This is a genomic window from Cytobacillus sp. IB215665 (assembly GCF_033963835.1).
Taxonomy (GTDB): Bacteria; Bacillota; Bacilli; order Bacillales; family SM2101; genus Nanhaiella.
On record NZ_JAXBME010000020.1, the window covers coordinates 1 to 25,657 of the forward strand.

24 protein-coding genes and 1 riboswitch are annotated in these 25,657 nt (G+C 36.7%); of the genes, 21 read left to right on the forward strand and 3 right to left on the reverse strand.

Features of this window, described 5'->3' with window-relative positions; all coding sequences use genetic code 11:
* Positions 1 to 606 precede the first annotated feature (606 nt).
* The 3 genes from SLH52_RS19250 (at position 607) to SLH52_RS19260 (ending at position 4,609) form a co-directional block, all read left to right on the forward strand.
* A complete protein-coding gene (locus tag SLH52_RS19250) occupies positions 607 to 2,103 on the forward strand; it encodes a Vps62-related protein (protein WP_320210876.1) in 1,497 nt (498 codons plus the stop codon).
* 304 nt (positions 2,104 to 2,407) lie between these two features.
* Positions 2,408 to 2,869 (forward strand): MarR family winged helix-turn-helix transcriptional regulator, encoded by a 462-nt coding sequence (locus tag SLH52_RS19255; RefSeq protein WP_320210877.1) that lies wholly within the window; start codon positions 2,408 to 2,410, stop codon positions 2,867 to 2,869.
* 489 nt (positions 2,870 to 3,358) lie between these two features.
* Positions 3,359 to 4,609 (forward strand): MFS transporter, encoded by a 1,251-nt coding sequence (locus SLH52_RS19260; protein ID WP_320210878.1) that lies wholly within the window; start codon positions 3,359 to 3,361, stop codon positions 4,607 to 4,609.
* Between the two features lie 107 nt (positions 4,610 to 4,716).
* On the opposite strand, the gene SLH52_RS19265 is transcribed toward SLH52_RS19260, so the two are convergent.
* From SLH52_RS19265 to SLH52_RS19275, 3 genes are all read right to left on the reverse strand, one after another.
* A complete protein-coding gene (locus SLH52_RS19265; protein WP_320210879.1) occupies positions 4,717 to 5,283 on the reverse strand; it encodes a histidine phosphatase family protein in 567 nt (188 codons plus the stop codon).
* Positions 5,284 to 5,690: 407 nt separating this feature from the next.
* The gene (locus SLH52_RS19270) at positions 5,691 to 6,983 is read right to left on the reverse strand and encodes an MFS transporter (protein ID WP_320210880.1); all 1,293 of its coding nucleotides are present in this window, start codon (positions 6,981 to 6,983) and stop codon (positions 5,691 to 5,693) included.
* 99 nt (positions 6,984 to 7,082) lie between these two features.
* Positions 7,083 to 8,330 carry a MerR family transcriptional regulator gene (locus SLH52_RS19275; protein ID WP_320210881.1) on the reverse strand — a complete coding sequence of 416 codons (1,248 nt, stop codon included), beginning with the start codon at positions 8,328 to 8,330 and terminating at the stop codon, positions 7,083 to 7,085.
* Between the two features lie 149 nt (positions 8,331 to 8,479).
* A riboswitch (cobalamin riboswitch) is annotated at positions 8,480 to 8,680 on the forward strand.
* A gap of 228 nt (positions 8,681 to 8,908) precedes the next feature.
* Here SLH52_RS19275 and SLH52_RS19280 point away from each other — a divergent pair.
* The 18 genes from SLH52_RS19280 (at position 8,909) to SLH52_RS19365 (ending at position 25,632) form a co-directional block, all read left to right on the forward strand.
* Positions 8,909 to 9,679: an energy-coupling factor ABC transporter permease gene (locus tag SLH52_RS19280; RefSeq protein ID WP_413785564.1), complete on the forward strand. Its 771-nt coding sequence runs from the start codon at positions 8,909 to 8,911 to the stop codon at positions 9,677 to 9,679.
* A gap of 244 nt (positions 9,680 to 9,923) precedes the next feature.
* Positions 9,924 to 10,229 carry an energy-coupling factor ABC transporter substrate-binding protein gene (locus tag SLH52_RS19285; RefSeq protein ID WP_320210882.1) on the forward strand — a complete coding sequence of 102 codons (306 nt, stop codon included), beginning with the start codon at positions 9,924 to 9,926 and terminating at the stop codon, positions 10,227 to 10,229.
* Positions 10,216 to 10,992: a cobalt ECF transporter T component CbiQ gene (cbiQ, locus tag SLH52_RS19290; RefSeq protein ID WP_320210883.1), complete on the forward strand. Its 777-nt coding sequence runs from the start codon at positions 10,216 to 10,218 to the stop codon at positions 10,990 to 10,992. Before SLH52_RS19285 ends, cbiQ begins: the two co-directional genes overlap by 14 nt.
* A gap of 15 nt (positions 10,993 to 11,007) precedes the next feature.
* Positions 11,008 to 11,841: an energy-coupling factor ABC transporter ATP-binding protein gene (locus SLH52_RS19295; protein ID WP_214484398.1), complete on the forward strand. Its 834-nt coding sequence runs from the start codon at positions 11,008 to 11,010 to the stop codon at positions 11,839 to 11,841.
* A 34-nt stretch (positions 11,842 to 11,875) separates the two neighbouring features.
* The gene (locus SLH52_RS19300; RefSeq protein ID WP_214484397.1) at positions 11,876 to 12,256 is read left to right on the forward strand and encodes a (2Fe-2S) ferredoxin domain-containing protein; all 381 of its coding nucleotides are present in this window, start codon (positions 11,876 to 11,878) and stop codon (positions 12,254 to 12,256) included.
* Between the two features lie 20 nt (positions 12,257 to 12,276).
* Entirely contained in the window at positions 12,277 to 13,866 is a 1,590-nt protein-coding gene (cobJ, locus tag SLH52_RS19305) for a precorrin-3B C(17)-methyltransferase (RefSeq protein WP_320210884.1), read from the forward strand.
* Between the two features lie 14 nt (positions 13,867 to 13,880).
* Entirely contained in the window at positions 13,881 to 14,768 is an 888-nt protein-coding gene (locus SLH52_RS19310) for a sirohydrochlorin chelatase (protein ID WP_320210885.1), read from the forward strand.
* Complete coding sequence (cobK, locus tag SLH52_RS19315) at positions 14,765 to 15,538, forward strand: precorrin-6A reductase (RefSeq protein ID WP_320210886.1); 774 nt, start codon at positions 14,765 to 14,767, stop codon at positions 15,536 to 15,538. Before SLH52_RS19310 ends, cobK begins: the two co-directional genes overlap by 4 nt.
* A gap of 13 nt (positions 15,539 to 15,551) precedes the next feature.
* A complete protein-coding gene (locus tag SLH52_RS19320) occupies positions 15,552 to 16,199 on the forward strand; it encodes a precorrin-8X methylmutase (RefSeq protein WP_320210887.1) in 648 nt (215 codons plus the stop codon).
* Between the two features lie 2 nt (positions 16,200 to 16,201).
* The gene (locus SLH52_RS19325) at positions 16,202 to 17,314 is read left to right on the forward strand and encodes a cobalt-precorrin-5B (C(1))-methyltransferase (RefSeq protein ID WP_320210888.1); all 1,113 of its coding nucleotides are present in this window, start codon (positions 16,202 to 16,204) and stop codon (positions 17,312 to 17,314) included.
* A complete protein-coding gene (gene cbiE, locus SLH52_RS19330) occupies positions 17,298 to 18,515 on the forward strand; it encodes a precorrin-6y C5,15-methyltransferase (decarboxylating) subunit CbiE (protein WP_320210889.1) in 1,218 nt (405 codons plus the stop codon). Before SLH52_RS19325 ends, cbiE begins: the two co-directional genes overlap by 17 nt.
* A 7-nt stretch (positions 18,516 to 18,522) precedes the next feature.
* Positions 18,523 to 19,224 (forward strand): precorrin-2 C(20)-methyltransferase, encoded by a 702-nt coding sequence (gene cobI / locus SLH52_RS19335; RefSeq protein WP_320210890.1) that lies wholly within the window; start codon positions 18,523 to 18,525, stop codon positions 19,222 to 19,224.
* Positions 19,221 to 19,994 carry a precorrin-4 C(11)-methyltransferase gene (gene cobM, locus SLH52_RS19340; RefSeq protein ID WP_320210891.1) on the forward strand — a complete coding sequence of 258 codons (774 nt, stop codon included), beginning with the start codon at positions 19,221 to 19,223 and terminating at the stop codon, positions 19,992 to 19,994. Before cobI ends, cobM begins: the two co-directional genes overlap by 4 nt.
* Positions 19,991 to 21,115, forward strand: a complete 1,125-nt coding sequence (locus SLH52_RS19345; RefSeq protein ID WP_413785565.1) for a cobalt-precorrin 5A hydrolase — start codon at positions 19,991 to 19,993, stop codon at positions 21,113 to 21,115. Before cobM ends, SLH52_RS19345 begins: the two co-directional genes overlap by 4 nt.
* 462 nt (positions 21,116 to 21,577) lie before the next feature.
* Complete coding sequence (locus SLH52_RS19350) at positions 21,578 to 22,948, forward strand: cobyrinate a,c-diamide synthase (RefSeq protein ID WP_320210892.1); 1,371 nt, start codon at positions 21,578 to 21,580, stop codon at positions 22,946 to 22,948.
* Between the two features lie 335 nt (positions 22,949 to 23,283).
* Entirely contained in the window at positions 23,284 to 24,327 is a 1,044-nt protein-coding gene (cobT, locus tag SLH52_RS19355) for a nicotinate-nucleotide--dimethylbenzimidazole phosphoribosyltransferase (RefSeq protein WP_320210893.1), read from the forward strand.
* Between the two features lie 131 nt (positions 24,328 to 24,458).
* On the forward strand, positions 24,459 to 25,214 hold the full coding sequence (gene cobA / locus SLH52_RS19360; RefSeq protein WP_320210894.1) for a uroporphyrinogen-III C-methyltransferase: 756 nt from the start codon (positions 24,459 to 24,461) through the stop codon (positions 25,212 to 25,214).
* Between the two features lie 217 nt (positions 25,215 to 25,431).
* Positions 25,432 to 25,632, forward strand: coding sequence for a hypothetical protein (locus SLH52_RS19365; RefSeq protein ID WP_320210895.1), 201 nt, complete (start codon positions 25,432 to 25,434; stop codon positions 25,630 to 25,632).
* The last annotated feature ends 25 nt before the right edge of the window (positions 25,633 to 25,657 follow it).

Sequence of the window (25,657 nt, forward strand, 5' to 3'; positions counted from 1 at the left end):
CAATTCAGCAGGTATTCCAATTGCAGCCATCGGCTTATTAGCACCTTGGGTAGCTGGAGCAGCTATGGCATTTAGCTCAGTATCAGTTGTGACAAACTCACTTCGCTTGAAGAGAGTCAAAATCTAACGGTGCTTATGTGGAGGTTTTGTTTAATAATTTATATATGAGATCTTTAGTTTTATCAAATAAGTTCTTATGTTGTTATTAAGTGTCGTGCATCTTTTCTATTAAAGTACGAGGTCTGGGTAAAATCTTAATAATAGCAACAAAGTTTACAAAAGAAACTTTAATTAAGAAATTCTAGTTATGAAGCTACCGCTACCTACCTATAATCAAATGATATTGTAACCTCGTCATCAGCTAATGACGAGGTTTATTGTGTTAGTCAAAACATATAGAAAAAATAAATATATTGATTTACAACTATAAAAAAGCTCGAATGGTGAAGGAATATTCAGAATATACTGTCGAAATAGGACGATAGATGTCATTATGTAAGTTTTATAAAAGATAAAATTCTTGTAGTATACAAGAAACTAGAATTGCTAGCGATTAAAGTCAATAGCATGGTCTAGAAAAATATGCGAAAAGGGAGTGGAAGTGAAATGGTCAATAAAAGTAAAAAAAACGTCATTGTTATGTTAATTGTTCTACTGTTCTCTCCTTTTGTAACCTTGAATACTACCAATGCAGCAGAATCTGATCAATATCTTAAGATGGACGCTAGTATCTTTGTTAGAATGGGTAACTTACAAACAGCAAAAGCGTACGTCCAAGTTCTAGAATATGAAGATTATATAGGTTTAAACTACCGCTTTTTTTATCCATATAATGGTAGTATAGGAGGGTTAGGTATTATTCCAAGTGGTGCTCATGCTGGTGACTGGGAAGGGGTAAAGATACTGGTTAATAAAGACTCAAATGAAATTGAAAGTATACTTCCTTCAGCTCATGATAATGAACATGATTGGACTGACTCATCTAAGTTTGAATTTGAAAATGGTCCCACTCACCCTGTTATATATTCTGCTGAGCAAAGTCATGCTAACTACTGGACTGAAGGGAAGCATAGTAGATTAAGTGGGTTCGGAAATGATTATACAAATAGAGGGCAGAAATGGGATATCTCTGACGATAACTTTATTATTTTCAATCAACAAAATACGCCATGGATGGATTTTAAAGGAAGATGGGGTGAAAGTGGAACGTCTGATGCTGTAGATCTGTGCAATCTTTCGTGCCCAGATAGTCCAAAAGGGCCAGGAGTGTCAAAAGGGTGGTTTAGGGATGTGACAGGTGCAAGTCATAATAATGATATTACGGACTTAGGAGCGAATCCTGAACAATTACAAAAAGCAGAAGAATATGCTGAAAAATACGCTCCTACAGTTTATTTGCATAGTAATGAACTATACTTCCCTTCAACAGTAGAATGGCTTCTTCCTCAAGTACAATTGAAAGAAAACGGAGAAGTACTATTGGATAAAGGACAAGTTACACCATGGACTCTCGTCGGCAAAGAACCACCTGCAGCAATGATTACGGATTTATCTCATACTACTAGTATGATGAAGCTGAATTTTGCTGTAAGCGTAAGCGGTGGTGATACTGTGACCTTAAGACGTGAAAAGTTATATGAAGATGGGATATGGCGTTATTCTGATTACGACGTAACTGGAAAATCAACTTGGGAAAGAGAATCAGTATGGGATACCCAATATAGAATGAAACTAACGATTACAAATTCAGTGGGTAATGAGAAATATGCTTCCCCTTGGAGCTATTATCTAATGCCAAAACCAGTTGAAATTAAGGGGATCTATAGTAGCGGTAATCTAATGATTGTTGATTTACTCGCAAATGTTGACGATGTAGGTGGCCCAGAGTATGTTTATTTACGACGTGAGAAGTTATACCCAAATGGACAATGGGGTTACACGGATTATAAACTTTTAAACCCGACTGATTGGAATGATGTTTGGACAAAAGAAGCGGATTTTGACACAGAATATCGAGTTAAAATGCTTGTTAAATGGGGGATAACTCAAGACCAAATTACTTATGAATCAGACTATGTGTACTTTACAATGCCTTCAGAATAAGTTCATACTAAGTAAAGAGCGTAAAACCGTAGATAATGCTCATCTACGGTTTTTCCATGTATAAAAAAGATTAACTTCAATTTTATTTTAATTTAATTAATATTTAAGGTTGCTTAATTATTTGTGTTAGTTTATAATAAAGGTGAAATTAAAAGGATCTTTTCGTAAGCTTTATCGCTATTGATAGTAAATTAGCATTATAAACAATGAGGCTATACGAGAGACCATGCACTCTTTATGGATGAAAAGAGTCTTAGTACGAAAACAACAATAAAAGTCAATTTCAAACTTCAAAGGTGATTATATGGATGACATTACTGCTATTTATTATAAAAAATTGAAACACTCTTCAGATGCTTTAAATACTATATTTTTGGAAGAATATCATGGATTTGCTAATAAAGAATTTCTAAATTTAACTACAAAGCAAAGTATCTTATTGGAACTGTTAAACGCAAATTCACTAACAAACAATGAGATTTCAAACCATTTTTCCATCACACCTAGTGCCGCAACTCAACTCGTAAGTAAACTTGAGAAAAAAGGCTTTTTGAAAAGAGAGATCAATGTTAATAACCGAAGAGAAATCATTGTCCATCTAGACGAGAAAGGAAAAGAATACAATCAAATAATGGCTAATTTCGAGTTATATATCATCCAAAAATATTATTCAAAACTAAATGAAAATGATTTAGAAAATTTAGTTGATTTACAACAGAAACTTTACAATATTGCTACAGAAATTCAACAAAAAGAAAAAAAATAACTATATATTTTTATATTATAGTTAAGTATAATTAAATATTTATATAATTTAAATTTTAAGTTACTTAGGCTTTTTGCCCGTCGATTGTTGTTTTTGGTGATTTGGCTCATATATAACTAAGTATTTGACCTGTAAATATTGTGATTTGACCCATATAACTGAGTAATTGACCCGTAAATATTATAATTTGACTCATATAACTAAGTAATTGACCCGTAAATATAGTAATTTGACCCATAAATGTGGTTAGGAAAAAACACGTGCAAACTAGAGTTCATGGCATCTTTCTTCTGTAACATGATGACTCACTTATAAAGCCACTTCTTATAGTACATATGTGGTCATAATAGCAACAAGTCTTACAAAAATAGCCTTTAGTTTCAATAAATGTTGGTCAGAAATGAATAATTTACAATTTTTTTCATTAAAATTTAAGTATACTTAAATTTTAATATAATTAAACAATTAAATTATAGGAGGTTTTTATTCATGAAGTTATTATCAAATAGAGTTTTCCAAATCATTCTTTTCACGGATTTAATTCAGCAATGTGCTATTTGGATTCGAAACATTGCATTATTGTTTTTTGTAATGGAATTAACTGATAATAATGCAATTTATGTTTCATTGCTAACTGTGATTGAATACACCCCGATTTTTCTTTTTTCTTTTGTTGGAGGAGCGTTAGCAGACAGGTGGAATCCTAAAAAGACAATGATCTTAGGGGATTTCGCTAGCGCTTTATCCATATGCATCATCATCTTATTTGTGAATAACGGAAATTGGCAGGTTATTTTTCTAGCTACACTTGTTTCTAGTGTTGTTAGCCAAATATCACAGCCTTCATCTTCCATAATATTCAAAAAACATATTCCAGAAGATATGGTTGCTCCTGCAATAGGAATTATTCAAAGCTTGCAAGCACTATTTTTAATCATTGGTCCAATTATCGGAACGTTAATCTACAGTTGGTTTGGCATTACCGCTTCCTTAGTAAGTATTACTATTGCATTTTTCATTTCGTCTATCACATTATTGTTCCTACCAACACCGCATAAAGAGCACTCACATAGCTCTTCTAGGTTTATTAAAGAATTGAAAGATGGAGTTCGATACGTAAAAAACTCAAGAAATTTAAGTATTATTGCAATTGCTTTTGTCTTTATTGGATTAGGAGCAGGTATTGTTCAACCGTTGGACATTTTCATTGTTATTGATCGTTTAGGCCTAGATAAAGAGAGTATTCAATGGCTTTATATGCTAGCAGGCATAGGAATGTTTGTTGGAAGTATTATGGCTGCTATATTAGGCAACAAGTTTAAGGTGAAAAGGGTAATTGTCGGAGGGTTATGTTTCTTGTCTTTCTCACTTATCATAGAGGTTTTGTCTGTATGGTTTGTATTAACAGCGACAATGAATTTTATAACAGGCTTAATATTAGCCATGTGGCAAACGATGCTTGGAATGCTCATCATTAAAATGATAGATGAAAAGTATATAGGGAGAACAAATGGAATATTAACTCCATTGTTTATTGGAGGAATGCTAGTAGGGTCAGCTGTTGCTGGACCTTTGGTCACTTACACATCATTAATCGTTACTTATGTTACAGCTGCAATCATCATAATAGTCGGTGCTATGGTTAGCATTAAGCTTAATTTAACGAACTTATCTGTTAATCAGCCAAACAAATCTAAAGAATTACCTTATGAAACAAAAATTAGTAATGAGTTCAATTAACAAATGCTCATGTTTTAGTAAATAACCGTAGATACAAATGTATCTACGGTTTTCATCTCTTTTGATACAACGGGTATAGCAGCGAGTCTACTTAATGACGAATCCTGTTAATGATTTTGAGAACTCCACAATCTATTGACATCTACTAACTCATGTCCATCAAAGGATAATTTATAAATATCTGGCATGGTGAGTTGTTTCCAAAAGGCAAAATCGAATTGTGGGTCAAAGTAATTCATGATTAATACCATAATATTGCCATGTGTACCGACGACTATATTTTTACCTTCATATTTTGATAATATCTCTTTAGTTATCTTTACACCTCGTGCCTGAGCAGTTATATTTGATTCCCCACCTTTGAATGAAAGCTGCTTATTTTCCCAAACGGCTGTTATAGCCTGTAGGAAGTTTTCAACTGGTCCGTCAGACAATAATCTCTCTTTAAAGTCTTCTTTTAGTACTATCTCCATATCTCTAAGCTGGGCAATACCGTCAACTGTTTGTATCGCTCTTTTGTAAGGGCTAGATATGACGATATCGATTTTCTCGTCTTTAAGAATAGATGTTACGTTAGTTGCGTCAAATAGACCTTGTTTAGACAGAGGCCTACTTAATTCATCAGGTGTATAAGTAGCATGAGCATGGCGCACAAGAAATAAGTTTGTTTTCATATAATCACCTTCATTTATGTTTGATATTGTTTTTTTCCACAGCTCGTTTCTTTTCTTACTAAGATATAAACACGGATAAAGCAGTTAGTGGCATCTTTTTTTACGAAGACTATAAAAACCATATCCTACATATCAGTTGCTCGAATTTAAGTGAAATAAAGCAACAAAGATAACAAAAGGCTGTTTTAGTATACTTTGCTGTTATATCAATATTTTTTAGAAGAAAAGATGCCCCGAAGCTTGAGTTGTTCTCATATATATTTATTAATAGGAAAAACAATCGAAAACAGCCTAACAAAAAGTGCCTATTAAATTAGCATTCCTTTGCTGCTAAAATGCAAATAGCTATTCCTTAGCTGATATGCAGTAACTTAATCGCATACAGCTTCAAAACTTTTTTAACTAGATTAAGGTGCTTCCGCATTCTGTGTATGGTGTCTCAACGATATTGATCTTATTTCTTTCGTGAAATACATATATAAACTTATGCTTAACAGTGTTGATCCTCCGACTAATGGTAGCCAATAAGGTGAGATGATGTTTAGTAGTGTTCCTGACAGTATCATAGCGATCGGTACAACGGTCTTAACAATAGTTAAGCCAGTACTTATAACTCTCCCTCTTAACTGATCAGGAACCGTTTGTTGAATAAACGTCATGATAGGGATATCGACAAATGATGAAGAAATCCCAAAGCCTATATTTAATACACAGTAAAATATTGTGTAAAAAATAGGGTGATAAGTTTGGTTAAAGAGCAATGGTCCACTAATGAGGATTGTTAAACTGGAGATGATCATAGTCATAAGTATTAAAAACTTATGATAATGTAACTTTGAAATAAATTTTCCAATGAAAATAGCTCCAATTAGCATACCAATTGGAAATGCCGCTTCAATGATTCCGAATGCAGTAGAAGGAAGCTTTAGAACATTTGTAATAATAAATGGAACTGGGATTGTTGATGATAAAGTAATAAAGAAGTTAACAAGTATTGACAGAACGATAATTGTCCGTAATTTTTGTTGAGAATAAATATATGAAAAACCTTCCTTTAGTTCTATGAAAAAGTGGTCTTTTTTTTTGTTAGGAGAATTTTTTTCGTTGAATCGGAAATTAATAAAGCACTCACTTATACTTGAAATGATAAAGGAGATAGCATTTATTAATATAAAGGTTTTTATATTAACAAAAGCAAATACCATTCCTCCTATAATTGGTCCTAAAGTAAAAGAAATTGAAAAAATCATTCTTGTGATCGCGTTGATCTTCATCAAGTTATTTTCATGAACAATATTTGGTTTAGATGATTCGATGCTCACACTAGCAAATGTACTGAAGACATTTAAAATAAATGTAATTGCATAAATCCAATATAAATGGAGTTCATGAAGACTAATTACATATAAAACAAGCAGCACCACGCCACTTAATACATCACTAAAAACTAGTATGAATTTACGGTTCAGGCGGTCTGTGATAACTCCAGCTACAGGTCCTAAAATAATGGTCGGTATAATAGATAATATTAAGTTTGTTGCAAATGAAAGCCCTGAACCTGTTTCTGTCAAAACATATAAACTGATAGCAAATGAGTAAACGAAAGATCCAAATAACGAGACAATGCTTCCAAATGAAAGTAAGATCAAATTTTTTACATCAGATTTTGGATCAAACATTTGACTTAATTTATTCCTCAATATTTCCCCCTCCTTTATAGTAATCCTAATTCATCGGGAAAGGGCAATAGCAAGGTAGTATTTACGTTTTTTTTACGATGAAATTTACAAAAGGTCGGGTTAACCCAACCTTTTTCCATAATATAGATAAGTATACATCTTCTCACCATCTAGTAATTGCAATTCATACTTTCCAGGGGATTGATCAACTGGAATAGAGACCATATCGTCGACAAGGTCATAGCGTAAAGTTTTTAATTTCTCTTTGATGTTATTAAGTTGAAAGTTTTGTCTATAAGACGGTTTGATTTCATTTTTTATATGATAGTTTTCATACGTCAAATATGCACCGATTAAATTACTTTCTTCTTTTAAATAAAGCTGTACTTCCTCTATTAAAAAGTTTTCATGTTGAAAGCTATGCTCTGAACTGCCTGTATCAATTAAAAAATCGACTGCTTCTTTTTTTAATGGAATATGTAGGAAATCAGAACAAATAAATAAGATGTTTTTCTGTTCTTCATAAGTTTCTAAAATACTTTTTAATACGTAATGTCGTTGGTAATCATGATCAACCGCAATATAGAGGCAATCTTTAGGCAAGGAGTTATAGATATGCCTTAATGAGAAACCAATTCCGGTACCAAGATGGAGCAGTATTTTATGCGTTAATTGTTCAAAATTAACCCTTTTATAAAACCAGTCAACAGCCTGATATAGATGATCTAAATATTTTTTATCTGTTTCCTTAATGTAATCTGATATAAAATAGTTGAATTCATTCATCATATGACTTGGACTTTTAACGTCGTGAGCATGATGAATGGTTTGTGGGGTGAAGAGAATTCCGTCTTTAATAAAGTGTTGATGCTCACAGTTACATTGAAGAACACCATGTAAGATTTGATTGTTAACGATGTCTCCATTTTTAATGCTTAAAGTAGCCCCGCATTTTTTACATTCTAAAAGTGGGAGCACTGATAAGCTCATACCCATTTTAAGCTGTTTAGGTTTATTCGTTGTATTTAAATGGGTAAGTTCATTTTGCAAATTTTGTCTCGTTTCTTCGTATTCGACTATTTTATGTTCTATCGTATGTAGCTTTTCTACAAAAATCTCTTTGTAAAATTCGTTATTTTCTAGTGCGGATAATTTGCCAAGTCTTTTATATTGAAAGATTGTTTTTATTTCACTTAACGAAAAGCCGAGGTTTTTTAAGTAAATAATATCCTTTACATCTCTGTGGCATTGTTCATCAAATTGATACTGTCCGGATGCTTTCTCAGGTGTTATTAAGCCAAGGTCTATGTAGTGTCTAGTTGTATTTATGCTTATTTTATTTTCTTTAGAAAATTTTCCTATTTTCATAGTTAGTCACCTTAACTTGTTTTATTAGAAATCAAATTAATATTTATTATATTATACACGTACTATTAGAAATTTCCTTTCACAAATATACATGCTATGAAAAAAGCTAGACTCATAATTTATTTTAGAATATACTGAATTATAACAACTGAATGATGAAATAAACAGGTGTTGTGCATAAGTAAAAGCTGTGTACAACTTAAAAGGGAAGTTCGGTGTAAAGCCGACGCGGTTCCCGCCACTGTAAGTCTGAGCAACCTGCATATGTGTCACTGTTTCGTAAAGAAATGGGAAGGCGCAGGAAGTGTTGAAGATAAGTCAGGAGACCTGCCTGTTTAAGTAACACGATTGTAACCTACGGGAATATAGGGAGGTGTTGTTAAGAATTAGTATGTAAACATATAGTTAATACTGACTTTTTCTGAGCACTCGATCCTTTATGGTTTGAGTGCTCTTTTTATTTTACATAAAGGCTCTTTCGGAATCTTCTAATTTTGTGTAGTAACCACGAGCAATATTCGTGTGTATATCAATATATTTAGAATCAGCCTTTATAAACATGGGGGAGAGCTTCACTGATGAAAAGAAAACATGCTTGGCTAATCGTAACAATTATTATTGGTTTGACTAGTTATTTTTGGCTGAATTCATTTCGGCCAGTATATGCGATGCACATAATGGAGGGCTTTCTGCCGGTTGGGTGGGCTATTTTTTGGTGGGTTTTAACGATTCCATTTTTGGCTGTTGGGATGTACTCCATCCGAAAAAAAGTGAAAGAAAACCCCGAGGTGAAGACGATGCTTGGGCTATCAGGGGCATTTGCATTTGTGTTGTCAGCATTAAAAATCCCTTCTGTAACTGGAAGTAGTTCACATCCGACTGGTGTTGGGCTAGGTACTGTGCTTTTTGGTCCAACAGTCATGAGTGTACTAGGGACGATTGTATTAATGTTTCAATCATTATTGCTCGCTCATGGCGGCATCACAACACTCGGTGCAAATGCATTTTCAATGGCTGTTGTAGGACCAATGGTTACATATTTTGTATTTAAAGCAGGCTTAAGAGTAAATTTCTCTTTTGCAGTCTCAGTTTTTTTAGCAGCAATGTTAGGAGATCTCAGTACTTATACTGTGACAGCTTTTCAATTGGCTCTGGCATTTCCGACTGAGGTTGGAGGGGTTGTAGCATCATTTATCAAATTTGCTGGGATTTTCTCTTTTACACAAATTCCTTTAGCAGTGAGTGAGGGACTATTAACTGTAGTAGTTATGAACTTGCTTGCAAAATACAATGTTCGAGAATTACAGCAATTAAATGTTCCAGTTAGTATGAGTTCAAAGAAGGCTTAGAACAACAAGGCAGCATTTTTTAGCAAAAGAGAACTAACTCAATCAATTATGCTACAGCCATTTTTCCAGTTTTTCGAAAGATTCTGATCGTATATGATTTTTTTCACTTCCATTTGAGTATCTGATGTGTATGAAATGCGAAGAAAAGATGTCCTGTACTAGTTAAATGCTTGCTTAGCTTTTATTACGAAAAGCAACTATTAATGCGAAAACAGCTATTTGAAACAAGGAGGTATGTTAATTAATGAAAAATCTGATTTTGATAGTGTTGGTCATCTTGTTGGCTATTGTTCCTTTAGTTATACAGCAGGATGCTGAATTTGGTGGGGCAGATGGACAAGCTGAAGAAGCGATTGGTGAAATAGCACCTAATTATGAGCCTTGGTTCAACGTATTATGGGAGCCACCAAGCGGTGAGATAGAAAGCTTGCTATTTTCCTTACAAGCGGCCATAGGTGCAATTATAATCGGCTATGTTATCGGCTATGGTAGAGCACGAAAAAAATTCTCCCCTGAATCTTCTAGTGAGGTGAAGCATGCTTCGGATTGACCAGCTTGCTTATTTGAATCAGCTACGACATGTTCACCCTATTGAGAAAGCAGTTTTCACATTTTTATTTTTGTTTTTCTGTCTTATTACAAAAAGTGAAGTTATTGCTGTTATAACTTTGTTAATCATGAGCATGGCAATAGTTTTCGGTGCGAAAATCTCAGTACGTGATTATATAAAACTACTTTTATTACCATCATTCTTTTTGCTTTCTAGTGTTATACCTATTCTTATTTCGATTGCACCGTATGACTACAAAGTAATTAATTCGTTATGGTCAATGACTATTGGTACGTGGCAGTTGTTTATAACTACAGATAATATATCAATCGTCACAAGCTTATTTTTTACCGTTTTGTCAACTGTAAGTTGCATGTATTTCTTAATATTATCTACGCCGCTTCATGATATTTTATGGCTTCTACAGAAAATGAAACTACCAACACTATTTATTGAACTCGTTGCATTCACATATCGATTTATTTTTGTACTTTTAGATAAAGCCCAAGAAGTCTATATCGCACAAGCTTCTAGACTTGGCTATCAACATTACCGTCTATCAATTTATTCTTTAGGTCAGCTAGTAGTAGGGGTGTTTGTAAAGTCTATGAAGTACGCAAAAGAACTACAAATAGCAGTAGATACACGTGGTGGACAAGATGGTAATTATGAAATTGAAAGCAGCTATAAATATCATCCACTGAACTGGGGGATCGTAGCGATATCAATGCTGACGCTTACATTCGTAGCATCAGCTATGTAAAAGGAGTTCTGTTTAATGAGTACACCAATTATAGAGCTTGAAAACATTACATACCAATATCCTGATGGGACTGATGCTATAAACAATATTTCTCTATCTATTGAACAAGGAAAGAAAATTGCTTTGTTAGGAAATAACGGGGCTGGAAAGTCAACATTGTTTTTACATTTCAATGGGATTTTACAACCGACGAGTGGTTCCATCTGTTTTCAAGGTGAAACGTTACGGTACAAGCGCAAAGAGATAAAGAGATTACGTCAACAGGTAGGGATTGTATATCAGGATTCTGACTCTCAATTATTCTCATCTAGTGTTTATCAAGATATAAAATATGGACCTAAAAATATGGGGCTTTCTGAGAGCGAAGTAGAGCTAGCTGTGGACAAGGCAATGATGTTAACGGAAACGACTGCATTAAAAGAAAAGCCACCTCATTTTTTAAGCATTGGCCAAAAAAAACGAGTTGCCATTGCGGGAATTGTGGCCATGGAGCCGAAGCTCATGGTATTAGATGAACCGACAGCAGGGCTAGATCCATACTATGCTAAGAAAATTATGAATGTATTACATGATATTCAAACAGAGAACAAAACAATGATTGTGTCTACACATGATGTGAATTTAGCTTATGAATGGGCTGATGAGATCATTGTAATGAATGAAGGGAGGATCATAGCTCAAGACAAACCTGATCAAGTATTTCGAGACGATGCGATTTTACAAAAAAGTCACTTAGAGAAACCGTGGATCATTGATGTCTTCGAACAGTTAAGAGTGAAAGATCGATTTAATTCATGCACCATTCCAAAAACAAAAAATGAAATAATGAAGCTTTTAGCAGAAATATAGAACTTTACATCTTTATTGAAGGGAGAGGATGAAATTGACGACATGGAATTTACAAGGGACGAAACACCACGTGTTGATATGTAATGGTTCAAGCTGCATGAGAAAAGGTGGTGAAGAAGCTACAGTAGCTATTCGTGAAGAAATTGAAAGGCTAGGTCTCGATTCAACTGTTCATACGACAAGAACGAGGTGTAATGGTAGATGTAAGGATGCGTGTGTAGCAATCGTCTATCCAGAGGGTACGTGGTACGAGAAGGTTACACCAGAACTAGGTCGCCAGATTGTTTCCGAACACCTTGCACAAGGAAAGCCCCTTACACATGCGATGAGCTATACAACAACAAATACGGGGATGCAGTTACAAGGTGATCGTCCACTTGGGATTTCGAAAGAAAAAGCAGTGGTAAATAAGTAAATGAATAAGGAGGGGTTAGCTTGAAGGGAAAATTACTCATTGTCGGTTTCGGGCCAGGTAGTGAAAAGCATATAACTAACAGGGCCAAGGAAGCCATCGCTGAAAGTGATTGTGTTATTGGTTATAAAACATATGTAGATCTCATTTTAGATCTTATAACAGATCAAGAAATAGTAAGTACAGGCATGTCAGAAGAAGTAAGTCGTGCACAAGCAGCGGTTAAGTTAGCGGAAGAAGGAAAATATGTGGCTGTAATATCAAGCGGAGATGCTGGAGTATATGGCATGGCTGGCTTAGTATACGAGGTGTTAATTGAAAAAGGGTGGTCAGAACTTGAGGGAGTTGAGGTAGAGGTTGTTCCAGGGATTTCTGCAATTAATTCATGCGCTTCGTTGTTAGGTGCTCCTGTTATGCATGATGCTTGTACGATTAGCTTAAGTGATCATTTGACTCCTTGGGAGCTTATCGAAAGAAGAATTGAAGCAGCCGGCCAGGCTGATTTCGTCATCGCTCTTTACAATCCAAAGAGTGGGAAGCGAACGAGACAAATTGTTGTAGCGCAACAAATTCTATTAAAATATCGTTCTCCAGACACACCAGTTGGTTTAGTAAAAAGTGCATATAGAGATCGACAGCATGTCGTTATGACGACTTTACAGGATATGCTTGATCACGATATTGGTATGTTAACAACTGTGATTATTGGGAATTCCACTACGTTTATGTATGATAACAAAATGATTACGCCAAGAGGTTATCAAAGAAAATACACATTGCAAACACAAGAGCAGAAGTTGAAACCACATGAACGGCTAAAAAGAGAGAACGAGCCTTGGGCATTGCACGGAGGTAAGGAAGAGTCTCCTTCAGCTTTAGATATGGCAAATAAGGCAATTGCTATGGTTGATCAAGACAAAGGGGTAACGAATGAGAGGTCAACATATGCAGGAACAAATATTGAGTCAATTTTTGAAGTAGCTGTCAGTCCAGGTGTCGTTAACAAAAAGTTTACGCCGCAGCAAATGCTTGTTCTTGCAGATGTCGTTGGTGATAAAGGAACGATGGAGTATACAATTAATCACCAGATTTTACTTCATATTCCTACTACAAGCCCTGAAACAGTCACAAATAAACTAACGGATGTTGGCTTTTTACTAGCACCGGTTGGTGATGTAGCGACTATGAAGGCATGTGATTTTTGTGATGGAGAGAAATTTGACTCCATATCGCAGGCTGAGGAAATACAAGCATTAATAGGTGGTATTGATGTTCCAAAGGAGCTTCATATCGGTTTTAACGGCTGTGCGATGGCTTGCTATGGTGCAGTGAATGATGATATTGGCATCGTATTTCGCAAAGGAAAATTCGACCTCTTTCTCGGGGCGAAAACCGTTGGTAGAACTGCTCATGCTGGACAGCTAGTCGCAGAAGGGATTGAACCTGAACGTCTGGTTCCATTAATACAAAATATCGTAGGAGAGTATAAGGAGAAGGGGCATCCGAACGAGCGCTTTCATAAATATTATAAACGTGTAAAGGAAATACAAGGTTACCAGTATAAAGATGTGTCACCAAATCTATCAATTGAACCGGTACCATGTGCTGATTAAAAGGAGGATTATCAATGAAGGCAGTGTTATTTGTTGGTCATGGAAGTAGAGATCCAGAAGGAAATGAACAAGTATTAAAGTTTATAGAAAATATGAAACCTAGTATAGATGATAGTTTATTAGTAGAAGCGTGTTTTTTAGAGTTTGAGTTACCAAATATACTTCAAGGGCTGGAAGCTTGTGTGAACAAAGGGGCGTCGCATATTGTTGTCATTCCAATAATGCTACTTCCTGCGGGCCATTCAAAGATTCATATCCCTGCAGCAATTGATGAGGCAAAAGAGAAGTATCCTCATATTGATTTTACATACGGTAGGCCGATAGGTGTTCATGATTTAGCACTAGACATCTGTACTAATAGACTAGTAGAGGCTGGAGAGAAGATAGATGATCCTAAAGAGCATACAGCAGTAATTTTGTTAGGTCGAGGAGGAAGCGACCCTGATGCGAATAGTGATTTGTATAAAATTACAAGACTGCTGTGGGAACGACTTAAATATAAGATCGTTGAACCTGCTTTTATGGGCGTCACTGATCCTCTTATTCGTGAGAGTATTGAGCGATGTATGAAGCTAGGAGCCAAAAGAGTTGTTGTCGTACCATACTTTTTATTTACAGGTATATTAATTAAACGTCTTGAGCGGTTGATGGCAGATTTTCAAACAGAATTCCCATCAGTAGAATTTGTGTTAGCAGAATATTTTGGGTTTCATCCAAAACTTGAATTGATTTTGCATGACCGCATAGCTGAGGCGTTAAAAGATGAAGTTAAGATGAATTGTGATACGTGTCTGTATCGTTTAGAGGCGATGGAACATATTGATCATCACCACCATCACGATCATGATCACGGTCACCACCATCATCACCATCCTGACGTGAAGACGGAGCATGTTAAATGATTCTATGTTTAGCAGGTACAAGTGACGCAAGAGAACTTGCGATAACTTTGAAGAATGGCGGATACTCCCTGCTTACAACGGTCGTCACAGATAGTGCAGCGATAGAGCTAAGAAAAGCTGGACTTCCTATAAAGGTCGGGAGATTAAATGTAGAAGAGATGGTAGAAGTTATTCAACTACAAAATATTGAAACAATTGTGGATGCAAGTCATCCCTTTGCGGAGGAAGCATCTAGAAACGCTATACAAGCAGCTAGAGCTGCAAATATTCCGTATATAAGGTATGAGAGGCAGCGAGAGCATATTAAGCACGAAAAAATCATCACAGTCGAGAGCTATGAACAAGCGGCTGAGGTTGCTGCTAGCAAGGGTGGCGTGATTATGCTCACGACGGGGAGTAAAACATTACAAGTTTTTGCTCAAAAGCTATTAAATTTACCAAACACTCGCTTGATTACTAGAATGCTACCGCGCAAAGATAATATGGAAAAGTGTGAGCAACTTGGTATTCTTCAGAAGAATATTGTCGCCATTCAAGGTCCGTTCACGAAAGAGTTTGATATTGCGCTTTACAAACAATACGGTGTTACATTGATGATTACGAAAGAGAGTGGAAAGGTTGGGTCTGTTGATGAAAAGCTAGCAGCAGCTGCTGAGCTAGACATAGAAACAATCGTGATCAAACGACCAAGCATTGAGTACGGCCTTACTTTTTCAACTTTTGATGAAGTACTAAGGCAACTAAATGAAATGGAAGTGCAGAACATATAAGGAGGACGATTTAATGGATTTTCGCACTGAATTTAAACCGGAAACTGTTCAGCCACAGCAAATTGAAGGAAGAAGCTTTGAAATGATTGATGAGGAGGTAGGGGATCACCCGTTTTCCGAAGAGCAATACCCTGTCGTTCAACGTGTCATTCATGCTTCTGCTGACTTTGAACTTGGGAAAAGCCTTGTGTTTCATAAAGATGCTATTGGAGCAGGTATTCAAGCTATTCGGAGTGGCAAGAAAATTGTTGCTGATGTGCAAATGGTACAAGTGGGTATTAGCAAGCCGCGCGTAGAAAAATATGGCTGCGATATTAACGTATATATATCAGATGCTGACGTGATGGAAGAAGCAAAAAGGCTTAACACAACACGGGCAATTATTTCTATGCGCAAAGCAATTAAAGAAGCTGACGGAGGCATTTATGCCATTGGAAATGCGCCAACAGCGCTATTAGAGCTTATTCGCCTAATAAAAGAAGGCGAGGCGAAACCGGGGTTAATTATCGGTTTACCAGTAGGCTTTGTTTCAGCTGCTGAATCAAAGGAGGAGCTGGCTAAGTTGGATGTTCCATTTATTACGAACATAGGTCGGAAAGGTGGAAGTACCGTAACAGTTGCAGCATTAAACGCAATTTCAATTCTTGCTGATAGAGGATAAGTATGAAAGACCAGAAACAGTCTACGGAAAAAAAATTACGACAAGGTTATACGACTGGATCGTGTGCTACAGCAGCTACGAAAGCAGCACTCACAGCATTAATTACGAAGGAAGAGCAAGCCGATGCAACGATTTATCTTCCGGTCGGAAAGTTTGTTACCTTCCAAATGGAGCATTGTGATTTTCATGTGGACGGTGTAACTGTTGGTGTGATTAAGGATGCTGGTGATGATCCAGATGCAACTCATGGTGCCTTAATACAAGCAACAGTGAGCTGGAAAGATACTGCTGGCATTGAGTTGGATGGAGGAGTAGGTGTTGGTAGAGCAACAAAACCAGGGTTACCTATCGAAGTTGGCGAAGCGGCAATTAACCCTGTTCCAAGAAAAATGATTCGATCCACAGCTGAAGAAGTGTTAACCCAATTTCACATTCATCAAGGAATAAAGGTCGTTATTTCGGTACCTGATGGTGTTGAAATTGCCAAAAAAACACTTAATGGAAGACTTGGAATTTTAGGTGGTATTTCTATTTTAGGTACAAGAGGGATCGTAGTACCGTTTTCTACTGCTGCTTATAAAGCGAGTATCGTACAAGCGATAAAAGTTGCTCGTGCAAGCGATTGTGAGCATGTTGCAATTACAACAGGTGGGCGTAGTGAAAAATATGCGATGCAACAGCTTCCTAATTTATCAGATGAGGCTTTTATTGAAATGGGTGATTTTGTCGGCTTTACCCTTAAACAGTGTAAGCGACTAGGGATCAAGAAGATCTCTATGGTTGGTATGATGGGAAAATTCTCAAAAGTCGCCCAAGGAGTGATGATGGTTCATTCGAAAAGTGCACCTGTCGATTTTGGCTTTTTAGCACAAGTTGCATCCGAGGTGGGTGTGAAAGGGGAATTAATTGAGGAAATTGAACAGGCAAACACCGCTTCACAAGTTGGGGATATGATGGTCGCGAATGGGTTTCATAGTTTTTTTGAAGTTCTTTGTAATTATTGTTGTCAGCAAGCTCTTCAAGAAATGTCCGGTGGAGTAGATGTCGATACAACTTTGTATACATTAAAGGGTGATCTGTTAGGAAGGGCGGAATGCTATGACGAGAGCGATTAAGATGATTGGTATAGGGGATGAAGGGAAACAAAGTCTCCTTTCTACATATGAACAATGGATTTATGAAAGTGAAGTGCTTGTTGGAGGAGAAAGGCAGCTCGCATTTTTTCCTGATTACTGTGGAGAAAAGGTAGTGATTAAGGGAGGGTTACGTTCTCTTGTTGAACGCCTTGAAAGTGAATCGAGACGCATCGTCGTACTCGCCTCGGGTGATCCGTTATTTTATGGTATCGGTAGTTATTTGGCAAAGAACCTTCAGCTAGAAATTTATCCATATGTTAGCTCAGTGCAGCTTGCTTTTGCCAGAATGGGTGAGAGCTGGCAGGATGCATATATAACAAGCTTACATGGAAGAAAGATGCAAGGTCTAGCACAAAAAATAGACGGCAAAGACAAAGTAGCTATTTTGACAGATGAAACAAATACGCCTTCAGCTATAGCTACGTACCTACTTTTTTACAACATGGTAGAGTATCGTGTTTTTGTAGCTGAAAACCTAGGTGGAGAGTCGGAAAGGTGTGGCTGGTATGATCTTCATGAGCTCCATGACATCGTAGACAATGTTTTTTCACCTCTTAATATTGTCATTCTGAAAAAGGTGGCAGAAAGCCCGACTTGGTCCTTAGGAATTAATGATAATGAGTTTGCCCAACGAAAGCCTGAAAAAGGGTTAATTACGAAAAAGGAAATCAGAACGCTAAGTGTAAGTGCACTACAGCTTAAACTCGATAGTGTCGTTTGGGATATTGGGACTTGTACTGGGTCAGTTGCTATCGAAGCTGCGAGAATTGCTCGAGAAGGGCAAGTGTTTGCGCTTGAGAAAAATGAAGCTGATATTGAAAATTGCTTGTTGAATATACGTAAATTCCGTACAGATATAACAGTAGTAAACGCAAAAGCACCTGATGGACTCGATTCTTTCCCTGATCCTGACGCTGTTTTTATTGGAGGGACAGCTGGTGGCATGCGTAATATACTACAAATTTGTTGTAACAAGTTACGGAAAGGTGGAAGAATTGTGCTTAATGCTGTGACAATTGAGAACTTATCAGAAGCAAATGCCTTGTTTGACGAATATGGCTTTCATACTGAAATTACTTTGGCACAAGTTTCGAGGAGCAAGCCGATTTTGAACTTAACGAGATTCGACGCATTAAATCCAATATATATTATTACGGCTACAAAGAAGAAAGGAGCTTAAAGCATATATGACTGGAACATTATACGGACTAGGAGTAGGACCAGGTGACCCTGAGCTGATTACGGTAAAAGCTTTTCGTACTTTGCAGGAATCGCCAGTAATTGCTTATCCAAAGAAACGCAAAGGAAGTAAAAGCTATGCTCATCAAATTATCGATGTGTATGTGAATCCGAACGAAAAGGAAATGCTTGGGTTAGTTTTTCCTATGACAAAGGATAAGAGCATTTTAGAGCGTGAATGGAATTTAACAGCGGAAAAGGTATGGGAAAAGCTACAACAAGGAAAAGACGTCGCTTTTATAACAGAAGGAGATCCGCTTCTATACAGCACTTTCATTCAAATGTTGAATGTGATGAAGGAACGATATCCAGAAGTAAAAGTTCATACGGTACCTGGTATCTCATCAATTAATGGTGCAGCTTCTAGGCTAGGTATCCCATTAGCTGAAGGAGATGATCATGTAGCAATCATCCCTGCTAGAGATGATTATGAAGCGATGAAAAAAGTGATTGAAGAAAATGATTGTGTCATATTTATTAAGGTTGCAAAAGTGATAGACCTTATGATCAACGTGTTAAAGGAATTGCAACTGTTAGATAAAGCTTCAGTGGTGACGAAGGTAACTTCAAATGAAGAGATTATTTGGAATGTAGAAGAACTCGAAGGTGTAGATCTTGAATATTTAACGTTAATGGTGGTGAGAAAATGAAGCTATATATCGTTGGAGCAGGACCTGGTGCGAGTGATTTAATTACTGTCAGAGGCTTAAGGCTACTTCAAGAGGCAGATGTTGTTTTGTATGCTGATTCGCTAGTTAGTGAAGAGTTAATAAAGGAATCGAAGCCTACAGCAGAAGTGCTCAAAACAGCTGGTATGCATTTAGAAGAAATGGTAGAAATCATGGTAAGCAGGTTGAAGCAAGGAAAAAAAGTAGTAAGGGTTCACACAGGAGATCCAGCCGTTTACGGAGCGATAATGGAACAAATTTCACTTTTAAAAAGTGAGGGAGTGGAAATAGAAATCGTTCCTGGTGTAAGCTCTGTTTTTGCAGCAGCTGCTGAATTAGGTGCCGAGTTGACAATACCTGATTTAACACAAACGGTTATTTTAACTAGGGCAGAAGGAAGGACACCTGTACCTGACCGTGAAAAATTACAAGATTTAGCTCGCCATCATTGCACGATTGCCTTCTTTTTAAGCGCAACATTAACTAAAAAGGTTATAAATGAACTACTAGAGGCTGGCTGGAGCAAAGCGACACCTGTTGCTGTAGTATACAAAGCAACATGGCCTGATCAAAAGATTGTTCGATCAACGCTTGAGCATCTTGATGAAGATATGAAAAAGAATGGTATAAGAAAACAAGCGATGATTTTAGCAGGCTGGGCGCTCGATGAGCATATACATGAAAAAGATTATCGATCAAAGCTATATGACAAAGAATTTTTCCACGGATTTCGCCCGGGGGTGAAATCGTGATTTTGTCGTTAGCGGAGAACAAGCTTCCAGTTATTAAGCACAAGAATACATATGCTGTTGTTGCTATAACAAAGCATGGGGTTGACCTTGCTAGACAGCTCGCTTCTTCATTCTCAAATACGGATGTTTACTATATGAGTAAATTTGCAAAAGGGGATGAGGAACAGCAAAACATTCAAATGTTTCAAGGAAGTGTAAGGTTGCTTCTTCCCTCACTATTTCAAGCTTATCAAGGGATTATCATAATTATTTCATTAGGTGCAGTCGTACGAATGATTGCCCCACTATTGAAGGATAAAAAAACAGACCCCGGTGTTGTTGTCATCGATGATAAGGGTGAGCACGTGATCAGTGTGTTATCAGGTCATTTGGGTGGTGCAAATGAATTAACGAAAGAGGTAGCTGCTGTGCTTCAAGCTACACCAGTGATTACTACAGCTTCAGATGTTCAGCAAACAATCCCAGTTGACTTATTTGGAAAGCGGTTTGGTTGGCAGTGGGAATCAGCAGAAAAGCTCACACCTGTAAGTGCTTCTGTCGTAAATGAAGAACAAGTAGCAGTTGTGCAAGAGTCAGGCGAAAAGAATTGGTGGAACTACGACAAGCCCATACCTAATCATATTTCTATTTATTCGGACATAGCTCAAGCCTTAGCGAGCAATCCTTCAGCAGCCCTTGTTATCACTCATCGGCTGCTCACAACTAAAGAGCAGGCAATTTTGGAAAATGGCGTATTGTATCGACCTAAAGCCGTTGTTTTAGGGATGGGATGTAATCGAGGGACTAGCTATGATGAAATAGAGCAAGTCATTGATGATACATTAGTAGAATTACAGATTTCAAAAAAAAGTGTCAAAGCAATTGCCACAATTGATTTAAAAAAAGATGAAGTAGGCTTATTGGAGATTACTGAAAAGAACCATTGGGATTTTACCTATTATACAGCGGAGCAGTTGAATAGTGTATCAATTGAACAGCCATCAAATACAGTATTTAAATATACTGGTGCATTCGGTGTTAGTGAACCTGCAGCGAAGCTGTATAGCGGTGCTGAGGAATTACTATTAGTAAAGAAAAAATCAGGTAATGTGACGATATCAGTAGCAGTTATTTCATATTGATTGATATGATAGGTAGTAATCTAGTTTTCCTAGCTTGTGAGTAGAAATATTAGGTTATGACAGTAAAATAAGAAGTTCTGACAGTAAACAGAGTTACTTGGACAGTAAAGTAAGAAGTTCGGACAGTAAACAGAGTTATTTGGACAGTAAAATAAGAAGTTCGGACAGTAAATAGAGTTACTTGGACAGTAAAGTAAGAAGTTCGGATAGTAAACAGAGTTACTTGGACAGTAAAGTAAGAAGTTCGGACAGTAAACAGAGTTATTTGGACAGTAAAATAAGAAGTTCGGACAGTAAATAGAGTTACTTGGACAGTAAAGCAAGAAGTTTGGACAATAAATAGAGGTAATTTGATAGTAAAGCAGAAGTTCGGACAGATATCTTCTTCCACAGTTGCTCATAGAACTTGGGCAACGTGTGGAATCGGGGCGCCTTTTGCATTTCTTATAAGGAGGCTACAAAATGAGCAAAAGATTTGTAATTGCTGGAACGGGAAGTGGAGTTGGTAAAACGACATTAACAATTGGTTTGATGGCTGCCTTTCAGCAAAGAGGATTGAATGTACAAGGTTTTAAGTGTGGACCAGATTACATCGATCCTACGTATCATACCGCTGTTACAGGCAGACCATCAAGAAATTTAGATAGTTGGATGCTTTCTCATGAAGTCGTTCGTGAAATATTCAGTCGTGGGAGTGATGACGCTGATATCTCAATTATTGAAGGTGTGATGGGTTTTTACGATGGCAAAAATCCACAAACGAATGCAGGAAGTACGGCAGAAATTAGTGTGATTACAAATACACCAGTTATACTAGTTGTCAATTGTACGAGTATGGCTAGAAGTGCGGCAGCTATTGTGAAAGGTTTTCAAGTCCTTTCTCCAGAGCCGAATATTGTAGGTATTATTGCGAATAGAGTAGGTAGCGAAGGTCATTATAAACTTGTGAAAACGGCGATAGAGCAAGAGTGTCATATTCCAGTGGTTGGCTATTTAAAAAGAGAGGATAATATTGAAATTCCAGAGAGACATTTAGGGTTAGTGCCCTCCATAGAAAGGGGTGAACTGGATCATTTTTTTGCAACCTTAGGAAATCTTGTGTCAGAGACAATAGACCTTGATCTACTGTATGAGCTTGCTGAATCAAAAGGAATTGATCATCACCCGACTGGATTATTTGATATACAACATGCCCAAAGTGTTAAGATTGCCGTTGCGAAGGATGAAGCTTTTAATTTTTATTATCAAGAAAATTTAGATATTTTAGAAGCCTACGGAGCTGAGCTCGTCTTTTTTTCTCCGTTAAGGGGTGACCAATTACCTGAAGGGGTTTCTGGTTTATACATTGGAGGAGGATTTCCTGAAGAATTTGCCCAGCAATTATCAGAACAAGCTGCAGTCAAAGGTTCGATCAAACGTGCGATAACTAGTGGGATACCAACATTAGCAGAATGTGGTGGATTTATGTTTTTAACAGAAACGATAGAATCTACAGAAGATGAGCGTTTTGAAATGGTCGGTATTATCCCTGGGAAAGTAAAAATGCAGCAAAAGCTTGCTGCACTTGGCTATCGTGAAATAAGTGGTGCACCAGGTAATTACCTATTACCAAATCACTTAAATGCTAAAGGCCATGAGTTTCATTACTCGACCTTTTCATCGGCCACTAATGTACAATATGCTTATGAAACAAAGGGGATGCGAGGGGTGAAAAAGGAAGGCTTTATGAATAGTAATGTTGTAGCAGGCTATACTCATTTTCACTTCGCTTCATGTCCAGAAATGGTTCAAAATTGGGTGACTAAATGTCGACAGTGGAAGAAAAATAATTAGCCATTGTTATGGGAATTAAGAAACGTTAATTATGTGAAAGAAATCACAAAAAATTAATACAAGCCTGTTTTTGGATAGATTGAGGTTTGTCGTACAAGATGTAACTCTCATTTAGCAATTCAAATTTGATAAGGTAGTTTTCACATGAATTGTTGTTTTTCGTACTTTATTTAACATTAAGACGTATACACCTTATTCTTCGTGTTTTCATTTGTTGTTATATAATGGTATCAACTAATTAAAAATCATTTATTGTTATTCTAATTTTGTCATAATAGCAACAAAGCTTTTAAAAAGAGCTTTACATATAAACAATTCAAGGAGGTTTCATTATTATGTCTATTCATGTGACGATTCCACCATTAGCGAAGCAAAAAGGAACAGAAGTAAGTAGGTATGTTGATACATTAACAAAACCTCAAGGTAGCCTTGGTAGATTAGAAGAAATAGCGATTACACTTGCTGAAATGACGGGAGAATCTTTTCCATCGGTAATGCCACCTGGTGTGATCGTCTTTGCAGCAGACCACGGGATTGCCAAGGAGGGTGTATCTGCGTTTCCTCAAGAAGTAACATCTCAAATGGTTTACAATTTTCTAACAGGCGGAGCGGCTATAAATGTCTTTAGTAGACAAATAGAAGCTAAGTTTAAAATCATAGATATAGGAGTAGCAAATGATATTGATGGTGAAGGATTAGTAAATAGAAAAATAAAGTATGGCACAGCAAATTTCCTACAGCAGGATGCAATGAGTCGTACAGAAGCTGAGCAAGCTGTCAAGGTTGGTTATGAAGAAGCTGAGAAGTTTATAAAGGATGGGGTAAAATGTCTCATCTTAGGTGAAATGGGTATAGGAAATACGACAACAAGCAGTGCAATATTGGCTGTATTAACGGATGAGAATGTAGCTGAAATTGTCGGTCATGGTACGGGTATTTCAGATGATGGGAAAATTAAAAAAATTGAGGCAATTAAGCAAGGAATAGTGAAACGAAATCCAAATTCAACTGAAGTATATGATATACTGTCTAAAATAGGTGGATTAGAGATTGCTGGAATGACTGGTGCAATGCTTGCAGCTGCTCATCATCGAGTTCCAATTCTAGTTGATGGCTTTATTTGTACCATTGCAGCATGTCTTGCTAAAGTAATTGATCCTGCAGTTGTGGATTATATGATAGTTGGACACCAATCGGTTGAGCCTGGACACAAAATTGCAATAGAGTTTTTGGGAAAAAGACCTTTGGTAAATCTTGGACTTCGGTTAGGTGAAGGAAGTGGAGCAGCAGTTGCATTTCCAATCGTAAAATCTGCCACACTAATGTTGAAAGAAATGGCCACCTTTACTCAAGCAGGTGTGTCTAATAAAAAAGAGTAAAGCGTACTCTTTAAAGAATGACAATGGGGAGTCATGTGGAGATCTGCTGCACATGAATGTAAGGTTCCACACAAGATGAGGTGTGAGTCTTAACCCCTTTATACAATATTTAAGATAAAGGGGAGACATCTATGAAAAAGGGAAAAGTGTATATAGTAGGAGCTGGTCCAGGAGACCCTAAACTTATTACTTTACGTGGATTAGAGTGTATTCAAGAGGCAGATGTGATTGCTTATGATCGCCTAATTAGTAATGAGCTTTTAAAGCATGCAAAAGATGGAGCGGAATTGATTTTTTGTGGCAAGCTTCCAGGCAAGCATGAACTAATTCAAGAGCAAATAAATGACCTTCTCGTTGAAAAAGCACTTGAAGGGAAAGTTGTAACTCGTTTGAAAGGCGGAGATCCTTTCGTCTTTGGTAGGGGTGGAGAAGAGGCAGAAGTATTAGTCACAAATGACATTCCTTACGAGGTTGTTCCAGGGATTACATCTGGTATTGCGGCACCTGCTTATGCTGGAATTCCTGTTACTCACAGAGATCATGCATCATCATTTGCGATTGTAACTGGCCATGGTCGAGAAAGCAAAGGACAAGACATGATTAACTGGCAGGCACTTGCTCAAGGAATTGATACGATTGCATTTTATATGGGTGTAGGTAATCTTAAACATATTTGTACACAATTAATAAATAACGGGAAAGATCCTTCAACACCGGTTGCCATGATTGAATGGGGCACAACAGCGGAACAAAGAACAGTAACTGGAGAATTACATTCGATTTTTGAAATCTCTCAAAAAGAGAATATTACCCACCCAGCTGTTGTACTCGTTGGTAATGTCGTTGGTATGAGAGAAAAAATTAAGTGGTTTGAAGCTATTAAATAATAGTGTTGTCTGCAGTCACTAGCTTTGTATATAGCTTTTTGTGGATGCAGTAATAAACACAAATTTTCTTATGTATTTAGAAGCCCCATAAACAGTCGTTTATGGGGCTTCGTATGTTCATTAAAATAGTTTTAAGTTATTTTAAAACTTTTATTCTGTCGATTTCGTTTAAGTTTATAGGTAAATACTAGTGATAAGTGAGGGTGTGAAAATTAGTATGAAAGTGAATAAAAAGTCTTTTATATATATTGGCATTGTCTTAATAGTAATCTTTTTTGGCTACTCAGTTTACACGAATGAAAATAACAATCAAACGTTAGTACAAGAATGTAAAGATAGGGGGATGTATCCTGAATATGAAAGAGGTTTTTTAACTTTTTCTTCTTCTGTTTCTTGTTTAGATAGGCTATCAAAATAAACTATAAATATTTGAAGTATTTCTA